Source organism: Reichenbachiella sp., assembly GCF_965223055.1.
In the GTDB taxonomy this organism is placed as follows: Bacteria; Bacteroidota; Bacteroidia; order Cytophagales; family Cyclobacteriaceae; genus Reichenbachiella.
On the sequence record NZ_CBDCVM010000010.1, the window covers coordinates 662958 to 682377 of the forward strand.

General features: G+C 36.4%; 19 protein-coding genes. 12 read left to right on the forward strand and 7 right to left on the reverse strand.

Annotated elements, in window-relative coordinates:
- Nucleotides 1-4: 4 nt before the first annotated feature.
- The 5 genes from ACOQO5_RS10645 to ACOQO5_RS10665 all read left to right on the forward strand — a co-directional run bounded on the left by ACOQO5_RS10645 (nt 5) and on the right by ACOQO5_RS10665 (nt 3063).
- The gene (locus ACOQO5_RS10645) at nt 5-454 is read left to right on the forward strand and encodes a metal ABC transporter permease (RefSeq protein ID WP_420581674.1); all 450 of its coding nucleotides are present in this window, start codon (nt 5-7) and stop codon (nt 452-454) included.
- Nucleotides 375-941 carry a metal ABC transporter permease gene (locus ACOQO5_RS10650; RefSeq protein WP_420581675.1) on the forward strand — a complete coding sequence of 189 codons (567 nt, stop codon included), beginning with the start codon at nt 375-377 and terminating at the stop codon, nt 939-941. The genes ACOQO5_RS10645 and ACOQO5_RS10650 overlap by 80 nt, the downstream gene beginning before the upstream one ends.
- Before the next feature lie 234 nt (nt 942-1175).
- Nucleotides 1176-1310, forward strand: coding sequence for an iron dependent repressor, metal binding and dimerization domain protein (locus ACOQO5_RS10655; RefSeq protein ID WP_420581740.1), 135 nt, complete (start codon nt 1176-1178; stop codon nt 1308-1310).
- A complete protein-coding gene (locus tag ACOQO5_RS10660) occupies nt 1310-2194 on the forward strand; it encodes a metal ABC transporter permease (protein ID WP_420581676.1) in 885 nt (294 codons plus the stop codon). Before ACOQO5_RS10655 ends, ACOQO5_RS10660 begins: the two co-directional genes overlap by 1 nt.
- A 53-nt stretch (nt 2195-2247) precedes the next feature.
- On the forward strand, nt 2248-3063 hold the full coding sequence (locus tag ACOQO5_RS10665; protein ID WP_420581677.1) for an alpha/beta hydrolase: 816 nt from the start codon (nt 2248-2250) through the stop codon (nt 3061-3063).
- A 1-nt stretch (nt 3064) separates the two neighbouring features.
- Here the strand turns inward: ACOQO5_RS10665 and ACOQO5_RS10670 are convergent, their stop codons facing one another.
- The 3 genes from ACOQO5_RS10670 to ACOQO5_RS10680 form a co-directional block, all read right to left on the reverse strand.
- Complete coding sequence (locus ACOQO5_RS10670; protein ID WP_420581678.1) at nt 3065-3622, reverse strand: rhomboid family intramembrane serine protease; 558 nt, start codon at nt 3620-3622, stop codon at nt 3065-3067.
- Between the two features lie 48 nt (nt 3623-3670).
- Nucleotides 3671-4144, reverse strand: a complete 474-nt coding sequence (locus ACOQO5_RS10675) for a hypothetical protein (RefSeq protein ID WP_420581679.1) — start codon at nt 4142-4144, stop codon at nt 3671-3673.
- A 109-nt stretch (nt 4145-4253) separates the two neighbouring features.
- Nucleotides 4254-5684 carry a thioredoxin-like domain-containing protein gene (locus tag ACOQO5_RS10680; RefSeq protein WP_420581680.1) on the reverse strand — a complete coding sequence of 477 codons (1431 nt, stop codon included), beginning with the start codon at nt 5682-5684 and terminating at the stop codon, nt 4254-4256.
- Between the two features lie 391 nt (nt 5685-6075).
- Between ACOQO5_RS10680 and ACOQO5_RS10685 the strand changes: the two genes are divergently transcribed.
- The 3 genes from ACOQO5_RS10685 (at nt 6076) to ACOQO5_RS10695 (ending at nt 10744) form a co-directional block, all read left to right on the forward strand.
- A complete protein-coding gene (locus ACOQO5_RS10685; protein ID WP_420581681.1) occupies nt 6076-8949 on the forward strand; it encodes a response regulator in 2874 nt (957 codons plus the stop codon).
- 282 nt (nt 8950-9231) lie between these two features.
- A complete protein-coding gene (locus ACOQO5_RS10690) occupies nt 9232-10314 on the forward strand; it encodes a potassium channel family protein (RefSeq protein ID WP_420581682.1) in 1083 nt (360 codons plus the stop codon).
- Between the two features lies 1 nt (nt 10315).
- Nucleotides 10316-10744 carry a hypothetical protein gene (locus ACOQO5_RS10695; RefSeq protein WP_420581683.1) on the forward strand — a complete coding sequence of 143 codons (429 nt, stop codon included), beginning with the start codon at nt 10316-10318 and terminating at the stop codon, nt 10742-10744.
- A gap of 34 nt (nt 10745-10778) precedes the next feature.
- On the opposite strand, the gene ACOQO5_RS10700 is transcribed toward ACOQO5_RS10695, so the two are convergent.
- Together ACOQO5_RS10700 and ACOQO5_RS10705 are read right to left on the reverse strand one after the other, a co-directional pair.
- Nucleotides 10779-11414 (reverse strand): GOLPH3/VPS74 family protein, encoded by a 636-nt coding sequence (locus ACOQO5_RS10700; protein ID WP_420581684.1) that lies wholly within the window; start codon nt 11412-11414, stop codon nt 10779-10781.
- A 39-nt stretch (nt 11415-11453) separates the two neighbouring features.
- The gene (locus ACOQO5_RS10705) at nt 11454-12725 is read right to left on the reverse strand and encodes a cation:proton antiporter (RefSeq protein ID WP_420581685.1); all 1272 of its coding nucleotides are present in this window, start codon (nt 12723-12725) and stop codon (nt 11454-11456) included.
- 469 nt (nt 12726-13194) lie between these two features.
- Here ACOQO5_RS10705 and serA point away from each other — a divergent pair, with 469 nt between their 5' ends.
- From serA to ACOQO5_RS10720, 3 genes are all read left to right on the forward strand, one after another.
- Entirely contained in the window at nt 13195-15093 is a 1899-nt protein-coding gene (serA, locus tag ACOQO5_RS10710) for a phosphoglycerate dehydrogenase (RefSeq protein WP_420581686.1), read from the forward strand.
- A 315-nt stretch (nt 15094-15408) separates the two neighbouring features.
- Nucleotides 15409-16491, forward strand: coding sequence for an aminotransferase class V-fold PLP-dependent enzyme (locus ACOQO5_RS10715; RefSeq protein ID WP_420581687.1), 1083 nt, complete (start codon nt 15409-15411; stop codon nt 16489-16491).
- Nucleotides 16492-16560: 69 nt separating this feature from the next.
- Entirely contained in the window at nt 16561-17484 is a 924-nt protein-coding gene (locus tag ACOQO5_RS10720; protein ID WP_420581688.1) for a universal stress protein, read from the forward strand.
- Here the strand turns inward: ACOQO5_RS10720 and ACOQO5_RS10725 are convergent.
- Nucleotides 17481-17942, reverse strand: a complete 462-nt coding sequence (locus tag ACOQO5_RS10725; RefSeq protein ID WP_420581689.1) for a MarR family winged helix-turn-helix transcriptional regulator — start codon at nt 17940-17942, stop codon at nt 17481-17483. The two genes, ACOQO5_RS10720 and ACOQO5_RS10725, sit on opposite strands and share 4 nt — an antisense overlap.
- Nucleotides 17943-18066: 124 nt before the next feature.
- Here ACOQO5_RS10725 and ACOQO5_RS10730 point away from each other — a divergent pair, with 124 nt between their 5' ends.
- Nucleotides 18067-18492 carry a DoxX family protein gene (locus ACOQO5_RS10730; RefSeq protein ID WP_420581690.1) on the forward strand — a complete coding sequence of 142 codons (426 nt, stop codon included), beginning with the start codon at nt 18067-18069 and terminating at the stop codon, nt 18490-18492.
- A gap of 124 nt (nt 18493-18616) precedes the next feature.
- On the opposite strand, the gene ACOQO5_RS10735 is transcribed toward ACOQO5_RS10730, so the two are convergent.
- Nucleotides 18617-19414: a coiled-coil domain-containing protein gene (locus ACOQO5_RS10735; protein ID WP_420581691.1), complete on the reverse strand. Its 798-nt coding sequence runs from the start codon at nt 19412-19414 to the stop codon at nt 18617-18619.
- Nucleotides 19415-19420: the final 6 nt, after the last annotated feature.

The window sequence follows — 19420 nt, forward strand, 5'->3', positions numbered from 1 at the left end:
AGGAATGGAAGATTTGATTACCTTCTTTTCTTTCCAAAACCCGAACATTCGATTTGTGACGGGTGGCTCTGTATTGCTAGCGATAAGTTCGGCACTGGTAGGTTGTTTTACATTCCTTAAGAAAAAGGCACTTGTCGGTGACGCTGTAGCTCATGCAGTGTTGCCTGGTATCTGTTTGGCCTTTCTCTTATCCGGTACAAAAAATCCCATATTCCTAATCACAGGCGCCTTCATTACTGGGTGGTTGTCTCTAATTCTAATTGATGTAATTACCAGAAAATCTAAAATCAAAGAAGATACTGCGATTGGATTGATTCTGTCTGTTTTCTTTGGTGTCGGTATATTGCTTTTGACCATGATTCAGCATTCCGGAAATGCAGCCCCAAACTGGATTGGATTCATTTTTATTTGGCAAAGCAGCTGCACTCATTGGGCAGGATCTGATCATTTTTAGTGCAATTAGTGTTTGCCTGCTACTAGGCGTTATTCTCTTTTATAAAGAATTTGCATTGATTTCCTTTGATGAGGACTTTGCCAAATCCATTGGGTTTCCTGTTAAACGTTTGGAGTTGGCCTTGACTACACTGACAGTTCTTGCTGTAGTAACGGGAATTCAGGCTGTAGGTGTGGTTCTGATGGCTGCCATGTTGATTACTCCAGCTGCCGCTGCTCGATTCTGGACCAATAGGCTCAATATCATGCTGCTTTTATCAGCCATTTTTGGAGCGTTTTCAGGCGTCAGTGGTGCGTATATATCCTATGTTGCTCCTTCCATGCCTACTGGGCCCTGGATTGTGATGGTTATTTCCATGATCGCTTTGGTTTCATTTTTTGTCGCCCCTGAAAAAGGTATTTTATATAAGCTCATTCGACAGTCCAAAATCAGAAAACGCATTCTTACAGAAAATATCCTTAAGCTCTTTTATCAATTGGGGAAATAGACAATAATTTTGAAGAGCAAAGGAATATTGAACAGATACAAGCCAAACGACCCATCAAATCCCCTGCCCTTTTATCGGGTCTTAATCAACTTACTTATCAAGGATTTTTGAAGCACCAAAAGGGCAACTGGCAATTGACAGATCAAGGCCAAAAAAAAGGTCAAAGAATAGTTAAACTGCATCGCTTATGGGAAGTATACCTTACTAAGTAATTTGCGTATTGCTCCAGATCATGTGCATGAAGACGCAGATAACATTGAGCATATTTTGACCCCAGAATTGGAAGCCAGATTAGAAGCCCTATTACAATACCCAACGAGTGACCCACACGAAAGTGTTATTCCTTACAATAAACCAATTAAAAACTAATGGATGCTGTTTATATCATATTAACTGGCTCGTTGGTAGCTGTCACTTGTGGATTATTGGGATGCTTTCTAATTCTAAGAAAAATGGCCATGGTAGGTGATGCTATATCCCATGCTGTACTACCAGGTATTGTGCTTGCTTTTTTGATCAGCGGCAGTAGAGACTCTGTGATTATGCTTTTAGGAGCTGGCATCATTGGTATACTCACAACTGTTTTGATTGAGTTTTTTCATAAAAAAGGGAACCTCCAAACAGATGCTTCAATTGGGGTGACCTTCACCTGGTTGTTTGCACTGGGCGTGATCCTGATTTCGGTATTTGCTAATGAAGTTGATTTGGATCAGGACTGTGTACTTCATGGAGAGATTGCTTATGTCCCACTCGACCTATGGATAACTGATTCGGGCATGATATTAGGTCCAAGAGTATTGTATGTTTCTGGATTCGTTTTTATTGTGATAATAGCATTTATCTGGTTGGGTTACAAAGAGCTGTACCTCACTACTTTTGATCCAGCCTTTGCTACTGCCATTGGGATATCTACTGCCCTGTGGCATTATCTTTTGATGGCTGCAGTATCTCTAACTACTGTTGCTTCCTTCGAATCTGTTGGCGCCATTTTAGTTGTTGCATTATTGATTGCTCCACCAGCCTCAGCCTACTTGCTCACCAATTCTTTCCCAAAAATGCTTATGATGACTGCATTCCTGGGCATTGTTGTCTCGATCGCTGGATATTATTTAGCTGTTTTAGTAGATGGATCAATTGCTGGTGCCATGTCAACCGTAGCTGGGGCATTATTTCTTATTGCCTTCCTATTTTCGCCATCAGAAGGGCTTATTACTACTAGAATAAGACAAAAATCCATGAAACCTCACACTTGATTTTTTTCTCCAGTGGAAAAATGTTTTCTTTATCCAAATTGAAATATACGTTCATGCGTTTTACAACAATACTCTTTATCGTTTCTCTTTCTTTTTCCTCTCTGGCACTTTCCCCAAAGAAAACTTATACTCATACACCGCATGACTTTCACATGAAGTATGAAAAACTAATGATCCCTTCGTCCAATGGTGTGCAATTAAGTGCCTGGTATTTCCCATCAGACCTTGGAGATCAACTAATGATTATTAGTCATGATGGAGTTGGCAACATGGGAGACTATTTGGAGCGAGTAAAGATTTTGGTTCACTACGGATTTAGTGTTATCATCTATGATTACCGCGGATTTGGTGCTAGCAGTGATTTCAACATCAATAAATACCAATATGTATACAAAGAGTTTTATGATGATTTTGATGCAGTATATGAGTATAGTGAAAACAGATTTCATCATGAGCTTATTGCTTATGGATGGGGAATTGGTGCAGGCATCTCTATAGCAAGGGGTTACGAAAAGGAAGATATAGCCGGTATTATTGCAGATGAACCTTTCGTTGATTTCACTGCATTAAAAACCCAATTCAAAAACATCAATGCAGTAATGACTTTACCAGATGGAATTGAAAACAATGATTACAACTCTTTGAATGTAGTAAAAAAAGAGCCTGGAAAAAATTTGAGAGGTATATTGTATATTCATGGTTCCAAAAACTTCTTGTATTCAACAAGTGATATGGAAATGCTTTTGAATTCTACTTCGCATGACTTTAAAGAATTATACCAATTTGATGTAGCCTCAAGAATGGATAACTTCACTGTGAATGAATCCGAATATGCCAAGCAGATATACGCTTTTGTTCTGAATCTTTGATTCAGTCCAGCTTTCGAGTATTCCGATACATAAAGGCCAAGCCTATGCCTATGGAAGCACCAAAAGCGTGCGACTCCCAAGATATATTTGATACTGTTGGCAACATACCATAGACTAATCCTCCATATAAGATTACCACGACAATGGATATGGCCAAAGACCGAAAATCTTTCCTAAACAATCCGAAAGAAATTAGAAAAAAGGCTAAGCCATAGATCAACCCACTTGCTCCAATGTGATAAAATGGTCTTCCAAACAGCCAAACGAGTATCCCTGTAAGGAGATAACAATTCACAAATACCCAGAGAGCTATTCGATTATAGAATACAAATACAGTTATCCCCAGGAATAATAATGGAAGCGTGTTGGATAATATATGCTGGGTATTTCCATGAACAAGAGGACCCGTAATGATACCAACTAGACCATTCAATTTCCTGGGATAGATACCCAAAAAACCAAGATCTATCTGAGAATAGAACTGAAACGTGAAAACGAGCCAAATGACAAAAGTGAGTCGAAGTGGATAAATAATATCAGCTCGGTATCTGGTATACATCGTTTAGGTTTGGAGAAAAAAAAACCCCGACTGGCGGGGTTAGTACTTCTAATTTTCGTAATCGGATGGGTCATCAATCATTGATAATTCCATCAATTTAGCTTCTTCGTAGCTCACCGACATATAACCTAATATTCCTCCAGAAGCTTCAGCTATTTTCTTTGCCATATCTTTTAAACTTGCATGTAATTTCACTGCAAATTTGTGATCAATTTTAGGCAAGATAAAGTTAAGTTTTCGTAATTCCTTACCTATAATTTCAGCTCTTCCATCAGGTGAATCTGGCATTTCATTCACCATCTTTTCAAATTTTTCTTTGAAGCCCTTTCCTACTTCCTTATAATAATCAATTAGCTGCTCTCTTGCTCTTGATTGCTTGCTATTTGCTATTTCCACAGCTTGATGGATTTCAGTCTTGTCTATCTTGTCGTCAGCTCCGGCTATTAAAATAGATACCAAAACAGGAGCCTTCAGCAACACCTCTATTTCATCATCACGTAACGTGTTGAATTCCTTAATCATCTGATTGAAATTTTATATTGGTTTAAAAAATCGAAAATAAACTAATTCATCTAAATCAGAAAATTTTCATCACAATTTAGGTATTAAACGAGAAGGATAAGCAAATCCCCTACTGGGACAGCTTGTCCATTCTTTTTCTATCATTTATGAAGCCCTCAATTTGCTCAACATCAAGCTTTTTTGCTATGATTGTTTTGTCCTTATCTACAATATAAACCTGAGGAGTGCTACGTACATTGTATTGTACTCTGAAATTACTTTTGTAGTAAGGATCTCCCAGGTGTTTCCATCCATCCAACTCAAACTTGTTAATGAAATCTTTCCACTTTTTAGTGTCTGTTCCCACTGTCACAGCGACTACATCAAAATCTCCTTCCATTTTTTTATATAAGTCATACAGCACAGGGGTTTTCTTCTTACAATGTCCACAATCTGGATCATAAAAAAATAGCACCATGTAATCCGATTTAATGTCATAGAGGCTCACTCTATTCTCTAAAGTATCGAGCAGATAAATTTGAGGCGCCTTTAGACCAATTTGATTTTCACGAAGAAATGTCATTTCTTTTCTCAACTCAGCAAGCAATGTGCTATCCGCCCATTCTACCTTATCATTCAAATAGTAGTTATCCGACAAATGCACAAATACCATATCCATTCCCATGATTTTTGGGTTTTGATATTCACCAAAGAATGTCCCCATCCAATATCTATAAAGCTCAGGATTATTTTTACACTTAGCTAGCACATGATCGATTGAAGCAATGATTGAATCTGGATTCTGAAAAGTCACTCTATCAATATATTCCTTCACTTTTCCATAAAAACCAGGCGTACGAATCAGGCCTTCGGACTCAAAATCTAGGCCATCGAAAAAATGATCTTTATAATAATTGTATTGCGTTTTTTTCTGCTCTATGGACAGAGAATCTGAATCTATTTCCAATTCTGGTGACTTGGCCATCATGATTAGAATTTGACTCATAAACGAATCTCCAAAAACACTTAGCAAACTGTCTCTCTTTGAACTATTCAGTTCAGCGAGCCGAGCCATTTCTTCTCGTACACGGAGCGTATCGCTTCTAACACTTGTAGAATCTAATGACCCAGTAATTGCTTTGATTTTTGTTTGATGATCAATCATGACCAACTGAAATGCTCTGAATTGCTCATTATCCTCTGAGTTTTCAATTTTTAGATCGGGATAAGTGGTGAGCTTTTTTGTGGATAATTTAAAGTTAAAAGACCTATCTATCAGAAATTCCATAGTATAACTTCCAGTGTATAAGAAGTAAACTCCTTTTTTAATAGCCTTCTTATTTTCAAATACCAGATTGCCATTCTTATTAATGCTCGTGGTATCTAAAACATATCTTTTGTTGCCCATATAATAACCTAAATAGGCCACTGAATCTTCTAGCCCTTCTACGGTAATTTCAATTCTATAAGGCCTCTTTTCAGGAGTTGTGGATTGCGCGGACACGATCTGGCATGCGCTCAATAACAAAAAAAGGATAAATGTGTGTTTGATGTGATTCATGTATTTCGTTTAATTCATACAAGATGTAAAACAAACAAATTTGATGCTAGCAATTATGCAATTAACAAATTTTTAACGCCATGGCGATATTAAATTTTGAATTGAAGATTATTCTAATTTTAGTCAGAATAAAAAATATACAAACCTAATCATTGTACAAAAATGACCACTTCCACGTAAAGAGTAAAATCTGCTTGATGAAATTCGAATGTTTGACTACCTTGACTTCAATTATTTTTCATAAAATCAAACAATAATGAAAACTCTTATTAAATCGCTTTACATAAGCAGAAAACCAAGGGAAGAGGAAGAGGAAGTTGACCCTCCTAAAGACCCTGAAACTCAACGTCACTAGTTGACTGCAGTATTTTGAGAAATTAATTTAATTATATTGAAAAGCAATCTGACCAAATATTTAGCTTCTTCACTTTTTCTAATTTTATGTCTTGCTGGCCCCACATCGTTAGGTCAAAAAAACAATAAAACTCAATCTTTTGAAGACTTTGTAAAGATCTATGATTCATTAGTTTATTCAAATGAATTGGATTTGGCATATAATCTACTCACTGAAGAAAAATATCACTTAGATAGAAATGGAGATTACAACGACCTCTATTATTCCATACTCTACAAGCGGATCAAAGATCAATACAAAAAGGGAAACTACATTGAGTCCATTACCCTGTCTAGGAGCTTAATTTCCAGTTATCCAAAAACTGACTCGCTTCTAGCTGATACGTACGCTTATCTTGCCAACTCTTATTACACTTTTAAAGACTATGAAATAGCCTTGGATTTCTACTTCAAAGCCAAAAATATTTATGGGAAAATTGGTGACTATAAAAATGTTGCACATATCATCGGCAATATTGGCCTCATATATAACAATCTAAAAGAATATGAAAGAGCCATCAGCTATTACGAACAGCAAAAAGCATTTCTCGCAAAACATGGCTTGGAAGTTGGAGCATATGTTTACATCCAAATGGCCAGACTGCATACCCGAAACAAAAATTTTGAATTGTCCGAAATTTATTTAGATAGCGCTGTATCAGCAGCTCATCATCAAAGTGATATTATAGGTGAATTGTACGCCATCAGATCTAAAGGCTATAATTATTATTCTCAAGACAGATTTTCAGAAGCCAAACCTTTCTATGAGGAGGCCTATGAAAAGTACTTATCCCTGGGTAATACCAACCTGGCGCTCGACTGTTCGCGAAAATTGGCATACATACATTATTATTCAAAAGAGTTCGATGAGGCCATCTCTCTGAGTGAAACTATGCTATCTATAGCTTATTCTACAAACAATCTGTCAGATGTAGTACTGTTTTCAAAAATTATCTACAAAGCCCTAATTGCTCAAGAAAGATACAAAGAAGCAGTATTCATTCAACAGAGTTTCAAACAAGCGGAGGATTCAATAAAATCAATCCAACTTGAGAGTCACAAATACAAAATTCAAATGCAATTTGACGCAGAAAAAAGATCTGCGGAAAATGAATTATTGAAGCAGCAAAAAATTGCTGATCAAGAAACCATAAGAGCCCAAAACATACTTCTTATAAGCGTTTGCATAGGACTCATTCTGGTAGTATTAATCGCTTTAATTATTTACCGAACTTATATTACAAACAAGAAGCTTACTGGAACTATCCAGAAACAATCAGATAGGTTAAAACAACTGGACGAAGCAAAATCAAGGTTTTTCGCTAACATCTCCCATGATCTCCGAACCCCATTGACACTGATTATGGGCGGCATTGAGCAGGTGCTCAAAAGCGAAGATCTACTCTTGACCGAAAAAGCAGAACGACAATTAAAAACAGGGCTGCTCAATGGAGAAAGAATCGTTCATTTGACCAATGAAATCAACGAACTCATCAAGCTCGAAGATGGCAAACTTATCGTTCATAAACAGTTTGTTGACGTTGATAAAATGCTTAAAGTCTTTGTCAGATTATTTGATTCTATTGCAGAAATGAAAGGCATTCATTTGTCTTATTCAAAATCGATATTCGATGGCTCAGCTATTCTGCATATTGATCCTTCTCAGTTTGAAAAAGTCATATTCAATCTGATTACTAATGCATTTAAACATACAAAGAAAGACGACTTCATTACGTTATCCCTTAACAAGGGAGACAACTGCTTAATTATTTCAGTTATTGATTCTGGAGAAGGTATCCCAGAACAAAACATTCCTTACATATTTGAAAGATATTATCAAGCCCCTGAAACAACATTCAGTACTCAGGAAGGCTTTGGTATTGGGCTAGCGCTTGTGAAAGAGATTATACATAAGCATGGGGCCAAAATTGATGTAAAAAGCAAGCTCGGCGAAGGCTCCGAATTTATCATCTCGATTCCTCAAGAAAATATTTCTAGTGAGCAAAGTATCCATTTACCAGATCTAGCTTTTACTAGCAAAACAAGAGAACTTTTTAAAGAAATGGATGAACCTGAGCTCTCAGAAACTCCTGTTGTAAATATCTCAGGTAGCGAAAGCAAAGAGGATAAAAAAACCATACTACTTGTTGAAGATCATCCCGAAATTCGCGATTTCATTCAAAGTCTAATCGAATCCAAATATCACGTATTGACTGCTCAAAACGGTAAACGCGCTTTAAAAGTACTCGACAAAGAAAAGGTCGATTTGATCATTACAGATTTAATGATGCCCTGGTTCGATGGGTTTGAGCTATTAGAGAAATTGAAGGGAGATGAAAATCTCAGAAAGATACCTGCACTAGTATTATCTGCCAGAACATCAGAAGAGGATAAATCCAGAGTCCTATCACAAGGCGTGAATGACTTTCTCTGTAAACCATTCAAACCGGAAGAGCTACTGCAAAGAATTGAAAATCTTTTAGATCAAAAGGAATTATGGAATAATAATAAAGAAGCAGCGCTGTTCATTAACAATCCAGAAACCTTGGCTGATATAGAAAAATCCCTGATTAAAAAAGTGGAATCTTTGATTTTTGATCGAATAGACGATCCTAATCTCTCTGTAAACCATTTAGCTGATCAAATAGCCGTCAGTGAGCGAAAGTTTTATCGAATGATTAAGAAAATGACGGATTCCACTCCTTTTGAATTTATAAAAGAAATTCGATTGCAATACGCAAACAGAATACTCAAAGAAAAAAAGGTAAGCAGTGCATCAGAAGTTGCAAAATCCATCGGTATGAATAATGTGAGTCATTTCAATACGCAGTTTAAAAAGAGATTTGGTAAAACACCTGCAGAATTCATTTAATTTCAATGCGCTCACAGTCGTTTGGCAATATTTTCAAGAAGTTTGGCAATATTTTGAAATCACCTTTGTCGAATTTAGAGTCATAATTAATTTTTCTCAAAATGCTGCTGGCTCCAGAATTTATTCTGGAGCTTTTTTGTTTCTCCCCCACATCTTATATAGTCCGTATATTTACTTATTAGATGCTTAGTCTAGGAGAATAATCACATCAAAATTTCTTTAGGATAGCAATTTTAAATATCTTCAATTTTAATAAGTTGAGTTGTATTTTATGACTAATCAATGTTAAACACGAGTGAAAGAAGACGAATAAATCGCTTCATAATTGGATCAATTGTTGGGTTGGTAATCTATTTCATCTTAATTACTCTGTTAATTAATTTTGAAAAGGAGAGCACACAGTCGAGTATCACTGATTATCACCAAGCCACATGGTTTACCATAGCTACTTTGACGACTGTCGGATACGGAGATATATATCCTGTAACACTATATGGCAGGTTTATAGGATTTATTTTTGTTCTATTGAGTGTAGGCATATATGGCTTACTCATTGGTCAAATCACGAACTTAATTACCACTTTAAAACAAAACAAAATGTTAGGGTACAACGGAACCTTGTTTGAGCAACATGTCGTCATGATTGGTTGGAGTGATTTTGGCCAACTTGTTGTGGAACAGCTCATCGGAGCAAACAAAAAAGTGGCTATTGTCACAAATATCAAAAGCCATATTGAGCATATTCACGAGAAATATGACACCAATAAAGTCTTCACCTTATATTCCGATTTCGAGAATACGGAAATGCTTAAGAAGGCTAATATTGAAGATTCAACAGTAGTTTTTGTAAATCTGGATGATGATACAGAAAAATTGGTGTTTATCCTGAATATGAAAAAAGTATTTGAGAAATTGGAATTCGTAGTTACTTTGGAAAACGCCAACCTCAAAAACACTTTTATCAATGCAGGTGTTACAAATGCTATATCTCCCCACGATATTTCATCAAAAATATTGGCTAGTTATATGTTTGAACCAGATGTTGCTTCATATACTGAAGACATCATGTCATTTGCGCACACTCCTACTGACTATGACATCAAGCAGTTTTTGGTTACTTATGACAATCCTTATCTCAATAAAGACTACCATGAGTCATTTAATAACATAAAACAGACCTATAATGGGATATTGATAGGTATGAGTAAAAAGGATAAAAATGGCAAACGGCAACTCATCAAAAATCCAGAAAAGAAATTCACTATTGCTTTGGGAGATTATTTAATAATCATTGTAAATGGGAGCTCATTCCAGCTCATACAAAAAGCATTCAATGTTCAAGAAGGGTACTTTAAAGAATCCTAACATGAGACATCATAAGCATTTTTCAGTTATACTCGTTATTGCGATTTCAGTATTAGTTTCTTGTGAAAACAGAGATGTAAATCACTCTGACGGTCCCAATTTCAGCGAAATTCATGAAGACATTCAATATCATTTCGATCAAGTGGAAATTGAAGGACACGAATATTTCATTCTAGAAAGAGATAGAAACAACCCTCATGAAGGTTTCGGGTTTATGGCAATGAAAGCCAATAAAACTATTGCTAATCAAGATTCTATCAAAGCTTATCTAAAAACGCTCATTGATCTTCAAATTCAACAATTGACTGAAAAAAATGGTACTACCCTTGAAGAAACTGAGAACGAGGTGAATCAACTATTTGAATTCCACTTACAGAATAGTAAAACCTCGAAAGATGAGGCCAAAAAAGAAAAAGGAGCTAGCAATTAAATGTTAGCTCCTTTTCCTGTCTGATATTATATTCTTAAAGCGTCAGAAAATGCTCCTTTAGATCGTTCAAAACTATTTGCGTTTCAGCGTCTATCGCAGGAGAATTGGTAATGTCTTTGGCTACCTTCACCGCATCGATCAGTTCATCTTTTTCTTGGAAAACTTCTTCCAAAATCTTACAATTAGTGATCATAGACATTAAGATAATGATAGCTGGTGTAGGTTTCTGTCCTTTTTGAACAACTGCTTTCAACGTATCTCTGATTTCCTGTTCGAATGCATAATTAGCATTATCCATTCTTTCTGAAACTGGAATCCATAAAAGCTTAGTTGATTCAACTTTCAAAATACCTCTTTGAACCAATAATTCGATCACGTCATCTTGTATAGAGTCAAAACCAGAAGCAATTTTCTTAATCGTACCAGAGACAGAATCTCCACCACCACCAATAGCTTTCAAAACACTGTCAAGCACTTTGTTACCTGTTCCTGTTGGGTCTTTCACTACAATTTTATTGCTTTCGAATCCAACTCTCTTAATTAGAGATAGCTCTAAAATCAAAATGGCCAATAGTCCGTGATCAATTGAATGCTCTGCTGCTGACAATAATCTTCCCTCCTCGTCATCCAACGCAATCAGCATCAATCCTTCTGCTAAACTTAATTTCATCTATTCGTAATTTATTTTCTACTAATTTGATTTCATTTATTATTTCAATATGCCTTTGATAGTCAATCCTTGCACTAAAATAGAAAATACTACCACAGCATATGTGGCTGCCAAAATAATATCCTTATGAGGTATCTCATCCGACAATGAAAGCGCCAAAGCTACAGAAATTCCTCCTCTTAAACCGCCCCAGGTCAATATAATGATACTTTTATCTTCAAATTTCTTACCCAGCATTTCCATCACTTTTATAGGGATTGAAACACCTATGAACCTTGCAAATAACACAATAGCAATAGCAATTGGCGCAATCATCAAAAATTCCATTCTAAAATCCTGAGCAATGATGATCACTTCAAGGCCTATCAAAATGAATAGTATCGCATTGAGGGCCTCATCCAGGAGGTGCCAAAATTTAAACACATACTCGCCTGTGGCATTGGCCAGGTGCTCGCTTCTTCCTTCATTACCTATAAATAGCCCCATTACAACCATACCTAATGGACCTGACACATGAAGTAATTCAGCTACTCTACCTCCTACCATAACTAGTGTAAGGGTGACTAAAACCTCTAGCTCAACATGATCATTATCGATATAATTCAACAGTTTGAAACCCAAATAGCCAAATGCAGCACCTAAGAGCAAACCACCCGCCACTTCTTTCACAAACAGGCCTGCCACACTCATGGCTGTAATTTCTTCTCCGCCTCCATGAGCTCCGTGACCACCACCATGTCCAGCCATAGCTATACTTGAAATGGTTAGAAAAATAACTACACCAACGCCATCATTAAATAAGGATTCTCCGGCTATCTTAATTTCCAGATTCTTATCCAATCCAAATTCCTTTGTAAGCGCAAGCACAGCAATTGGATCTGTAGGAGAAATCAATGCTCCGAATAACAAACAATAAATAAGCTCCACTTCACTGCCCACAAGTCCAAATCCAAACTGCATTAAAAAACCAACTATAAAAGTTGACATCAATGTTCCAATAGTGGCCAAAACGATAATTGGCAATCGTTCTTCTAACAGTTTGCTTAAGTCCACTGACAAAGCACCAGCAAAGAGCAAAAAGTTAAGCATTACATTTAATAGTACTTCCTTAAAGTCAAATTCCTCAACGATATGACTTGCCCCATTCATTACAGCTGGAACCGCAAACCCCAAGAACACAATCGCAACAGAGGACATCAAAGCGATCGCCATAAGCCCAATGGTAGAAGGCAATTTTAGAAATGTAATATTAATTAGTGTAAAAGCAGCGGCTAGGAAAATAAGTAAGGTGATGAGGTCTAAAATACCCATTTGAGCAAAGTTTAAGTTTTAGAGTTGCTAAATAATTCCACTTTCAATTTTCTTCCAATAGTGCAATTATACAATTTGTTAAGAATATCACCAATATACTACAAATAAACTATCGATACACTTCTTAACCTCCACTTTATTGATACTGAATTTGACACTACATCGCCTATTGAAGCACACCTTCTTAGAATGTTCTTAAATCATGACTTTACAATTTTCATTTATATGCACATTCCGACATCCAGTAGGGTTATTTCAAAAAAGAATATCCTTTGGTTATGAACTGATATTTTGTAAAATTCTTAATGAAAAGAAGCATTTTTAAGTATTCATTAAAATATCATGACAATCATTATAAATTTGAATATATGTGACCATTTATATAAAGAATCAAAATAATTTTACCACTCCAAACCCAAGGTGATCAAAACAGGTTAATACTCATTCATTATAAAAGGAGTTTTATAGCATGACTGAAACAGTTACAAAAAATTTTGTGATTGACTTTGATAGCACATTTACAAGCGTCGAAGCACTGGATGTACTTGGATCTATTTCACTGAAAGATCATCCGGAAAAGATTGAACGACTCAAGAAAATTGCGGACGTTACAGACCTGGCTATGAGTGGCGAATTATCATTCAGAGAATCTTTGAATCAGCGTTTGCAAATCTTGGATGCCAAAAAGGAACACCTCCCCATTCTCATTACCATGCTGAATAAGCTGGTATCCAAATCTTTCAAAAGAAATAAGGCTTTTCTAAAAGAGCATGCAGACCATGTTTACATTCTTTCGAACGGGTTCAAAGAATTTATCTTCCCTATTGTTGAGAAATACGGAATCAAAGAAGAAAACGTGCACGCCAATACATTCGTGTTTGATGACCTTGACAATATTGTAGGATTTGACGAAGACAATATATTATCGCAAAGCAAAGGAAAGCCAGCAAAAATTGAAGCGTTAAAACTGCAAGGTGAGATTCATGTAATTGGAGATGGGTACAACGATTACGAAATTAGAAAAGAAGGCAAAGCCAACAGGTTTTATGCTTTTACTGAAAATGTTTCACGAGAAAACGTGGTAAAAAACGCCGACCACGTCGCCCCCTCGTTAGACGAAATACTATATCATAATAAAATGGAAGGAGCACTATCATATCCTAAGAATAGAATCAAAGTCTTGCTTTTGGAGAATATCCACGAGAATGGTGTAAAAATCGTAAAAGAAGAAGGCTATCAGATTGAAATTTACCCAGCAGGCATCGATGAAGAAGAACTCTGCGAAAAAATAAAAGATGTGTCAATCTTAGGTATCAGGTCCAAAACAATGGTCACCAAAAAAGTGTTGGAACATGCCAATCGATTGATGGCCGTTGGTGCATTTTGCATAGGTACAAACCAAATCGACCTCACTGAATGTACGAAGCGTGGTATAGCCGTTTTCAATGCACCTTTTAGCAATACTAGATCAGTGGTTGAGCTAGCCATCAGCGAGATGATCATGTTGATCAGAAATTTACCGGATAAGATTTTCTCTATGCACCAGGGCAAATGGGATAAATCAGCGAAAGGTAGTTTTGAAATCAGAGGCAAGAAACTCGGTATCATCGGGTATGGAAACATTGGAAAGCAACTTTCAGTTTTGGCTGAAGGGCTGGGTATGAATGTCTATTATTATGATCTGGATGAAAGGTTAGCGCTAGGAAATGCTACTAAATGCAAATCCTTAAAAGAGCTTCTGACTAAAGTAGACGTTGTTTCATTGCATGTAGACGGTCGAAAATCGAATGCTAATGTTATAGGCAAAAAAGAGTTTGACTACATGAAAGAAGGGGTAGTATTCATGAACCTTTCTCGTGGTCATGTGGTAGATATTAAAGAACTTAAGAAAAATATAGAAAGTGGGAAAATTGCCGGAACTGCTGTGGATGTTTTCCCAGAGGAGCCTCTGAGTAATGCACATGAATTTGTCTCTGAACTAAGAGGCCTTCCAAATGTCATTCTTACTCCTCATATTGGAGGTAGTACATTAGAAGCGCAAGAAAATATTGCGGAGTTTGTTCCTACAAAGATTATAGATTACATCAACACTGGAACCACTACCAATAGCGTGAATTTCCCAAACTTGACACTCCCGATACTCCAGGACGCTCATCGATTCATTCATGTTCATCACAATCAACCGGGTGTATTGGCTAATATTACAAATACGTTAGCCAAACATGACATCAACGTCATGGGCCAATATTTAAAAACCAATGATACAGTTGGTTATGTGATAACGGATATCAATAAGAACTATAATAAGGAGGCTATTTCAGACCTAAGAAAAATTAACGGAACTATTAAATTCAGAGTGCTCTATTAAAGAAAAAGCCTTCCTGATTATATCATGAAGGCTTTTAGTAAAATCTCTGAGTTTAGGGTTTAAATTTAAACCGGAAAATGTAAGGATTTGAGCTATCCGTGTGATTCAATCTTCCTCTGTTATCTCCGAAGAGTTCCGATCAGAGATCGAAATGAGGCCCGATTTAGCCACCGAAATCACTCGGTCATTTTTATAGTTATAGTTTAAATAAACATACAAAAACCCAGAGATTTGTCCGACAAATGTATTCATTTTGCAGCGAATAATGGAAGGTAATTTTGACTTTATCTTTCGTGCATATATTTAATTATTCCAATGAAAAATATTTTCTTCACTCCTGGTCCATCAGCATTATATTTCACTGCTGAACAACATATCAAAGAGGCATTGAAATCTGATATTGCCTCTATAAGTCATAGAAGCAAGGCTTATGTTAAGATGCATCAGGAGACCACAGAATTGCTGAGAGAATTATTACAATTACCTGAGAATTTTACTATCGGGTTTACTTCTTCTGCCACTGAAGTTTGGGATAGAATGAGTGAAAACCTCATCAGAAAACATTCCGTTCATTTTATCAATGGTGATTTTTCAAAAAAATTCCATACGGCGGTTTCTGCTCATGGAAAAAATGCAGAAGGCCGTACAGTAGCTGCTGGAACACACCACGATCTACCATCTGCAGTCATCGATTCAAACGTTGAGCTCATTGGGTTAGCACAAAACGAAACAAGCACTGGCGCAGCAATGCCTGTTGAAGACATCTATCGCTTACGTGCCAAATATCAGGATCCACTATTGGTCATTGACGCAGTGAGCTCCTTGCCTATTCCTCAATTCGACTTCACCCAGTTGGATAGTTTATATTTCTCCGTTCAGAAGTCATTTGGACTGCCTGCTGGATTGGGTGTTTGGACATTCAATGAAAGATGTTTAGAAAAGGCCGAACAACTCAAAGCAGAGGGTAATTATCATGACTCTTACAATAGCATATTGAAAATTGCAAAAATGGCTGCCAAACATCAGACTACTTGCACTCCCAACGTGCTTAACATCTATTTACTAGGAAAAGTGGTGAAAGACATGCTTACTAAAGGCATAGATCAAATCAGACAGGAAGCAAACTATAAAAGTGCACTTTTGTATAACCTATTTGAAACTCACCCGAAATTAAATGCATTCGTGAAAGAGAATAAATTTAGATCTAAAACAGTAGGTGTAGCTGAGGTAGAAGGTGGGTCCGAATCATTAATCAAGCGTTTAGCTAAAAAGGGACTAAATATAGGAAATGGATATGGAGAATTTAAGAATAAACATATCCGCATCGCCTCTTTTCCCACTCATTCAAAAGAGCAAATAGAAATGCTTGTAGATGAGATTAATCAGTTAGATTTCTAAAAATTGATTTATCTTTTTGCATAAATTGAAATCCATAAGAAAGAATTACAACTTGAACGAACGAATCTGATGTATAAATTTGAAAAAATCTTAGTAGCTCTCGACCATTCTGACTTAGACAAGGAATTGATCTACGCTGCATCAATGATAGCTAAACTTGCAGGTACTAAGCAAGTTAAATTCATCAATGTAATCAAGGATTTGAATGTTCCTGCTGCTGTTAAAAAGGAATTTCCGAACATTATAGATGACGCATTAGCTGAAAGAAAAAAAGAAATTGAGCGAGAAGTTGATCGCTATTATATTCACAATGACTCAAAAGTAAGTATTGAAATTAGATCTGGCCAACCCACTAAAGCTATTCTGAAGTTTAGCGCAAGTAAAGAGGTGGATTTGATCATTGTAGGTAGAAAAAATGAGAAGCCTAGCGGCGGAGTAACCATCAGTCGATTAGCTCGTAGAGCAGCTTGTTCTTTGCTTATTATTCCAAAAGGGTTTGACAAAAGAATCAGTAAGGTACTAGTCCCAGTAGATTTTTCTGACAATGCTTTGGATGCAGTCAATCAAACCATCGATTTACTCAATATTGATCATTTCCCAAAGCCAAAATGCTTGATCCAACATGTGTATCAAGTGCCAAGTGGTTACCACTATACAGGTAAATCATTCGAAGAATTTGCTGCTATAATGGAAGAGCATGCGAAGAAAGATTACGAAGTGTTCAAAAAGAAATTTGAAAAGACCAACCTGACAATTGAACCAATTTATACATTAGATCGACACGAAGACATCATCTCATCTGTCTACAAAACTGCAAAAAGTATTAAAGCTGGTGCCATCGTCATAGGTGCAAAAGGAATTACTGCTGCTGCTTCACTTTTTATTGGTGGTAGCGCGGAAAAATTGGTTCAGTTGCATTCTGAGATTCCGATTTTAGTTGTACGGTCCAAGGATAAGAAAAAAGGGTTGTTGGATATACTCAAAAAGATTTAATCAGGCTCAGTACCTCTGAATCTATCTAAGAAATCATTCACACGACTACAATCTTCATCTGAAAACGAATTGATTTCTTCGAAAAGTACCTGAAAAGAATCATCCAGCTGGTCGAGTATATCCAGCCCATTTTGAGTAATAAAAACATCAACAGCTCTTCTGTCTTGCAGATTGGGAATTCTTGATACCAACTCCTTTGATACAAGTTTATCTACTATCCTTGATACGTTGGACATACGATCTAGCATTCTTTCAATGATCAGATTCACTGTACATACTTCGGGATGCTGCCCACGTAGAATTCGCATCACATTGTATTGGGGTATAGTTAGTCCAAATGGTTTTAAAACCCGCTGTTGCTGTTCGTCCAACCAATTACGAGTGAACATCAGATTCACTACAACTTTTTCAAATTCTGATTTGAATTTCTTTTGCTTAATATCCTTATTCAACCCCATATCAATAGCTTAATTGTATCTAATGTAGATACATTAATGTTAGCAACTATAATTTTGAAGTCCAAAGAGGCCCTATTTTTATTTGATTCGTGTAACTTATAAGTCAAACTCTATTTTCACACCAATGACGTTAAACAAGATCATCAAATATCTACCTAGATTTATTGCTGCAATCATACTACTCGAAACTTTGCTTTTCAAATTCGGCATAGGCGGGGATGCATTTCTCAACGAATCCAAAGCTTTATTTACGAACCTTACCCTATCGATTTTTGGGCACGGTGATTACGAAGCATTTTTCAGAATTTCTACAGGTATATTAGAATTGATAGCTTCCATCCTATTACTCTGGCCCAAACATGCTGGATTAGGAGCTCTTCTAGGTGTGGCACTAATGATAGGCGCTATCCTTTCCCACTTGTTTTTTATTGGGATTATCGTTGGAAACGATGGTGGTCAATTGATGGTTATGGCACTCATCGTTCTGATGTGCTGCACAAAAGTCCTTCTAGATGAAAAGACCAATATCAAGGCCTTTTTGAGGAAATAATTACTTGACTATAAATGATGTAGAACCCATTTTGTAGTCATCTGTAAAAACTTCTAAAATATACTTACCAAGATCATAGTCGCTTCCCTTGTTGTACAAGAAACTAAGCGATTGACTATTTCGATCAAAACAGAATATCCTTTTTAACTGTATAAAAGCTTTCTCTTCCTTCAAAAACAAATGTTCCTGAACCAGCTGCTACATCAAAAATTACATTACCATCAGGGTTTGTAATTTTGACTAAAATTCCTTTTCCCTCTATTGGGGCTACTCGGTTCTCCGCTATTTCAAAATCAATTTTCAAATGATCAATGTGTCTGTTTTTGAATGGCGATGACCTTTCTTTTCCACTAGAGCTAACTGCGACGATTTCCACTTTTTCTACTTTTAACTTAGAAGCAGTAGCCACCTTCTCTTCCAATTTTGCCTTGCTTTGATTAAGATCTTTAATTGATTCAGTCAAGCTATTTGCTTCCACTTTCAGCTCTGTATTTTCAACCATCAACGAATCATTGAGCACCTTTAATCGCTCAATTTCCTCATCTTGAGCCAAAAGCAATTCTTTGTAGCCGTTAACTTTTCCTTGTAAATCATTGATTTGCTTGTATGATTTTTTTCTGAAGGCTTTCTTCTCTTCCTCAAGCTGGGTTTTGATTTGCAAAAGCGTGTCAATTTCTCCGCCTAATTGAGCAATTTTCAATATTCTGGTATCCAACTCATTGCTCATAGAGTCTAAATCATTGTAAGCCTGATCTAATTGAGCCTGTGTCATTCCATTTTGTTTAGCCAACTCAGAAGATTCCAAGTACTTATAAATGAATGCACCGCTTGCTGCTATTAGGAGCAGCACAAGTATCACCGTAAATATTTTTTTATTTTGACCTTTTTCAGGTGCCTGATGTGCTGAAGAATTTTTTTCCATAGTTGA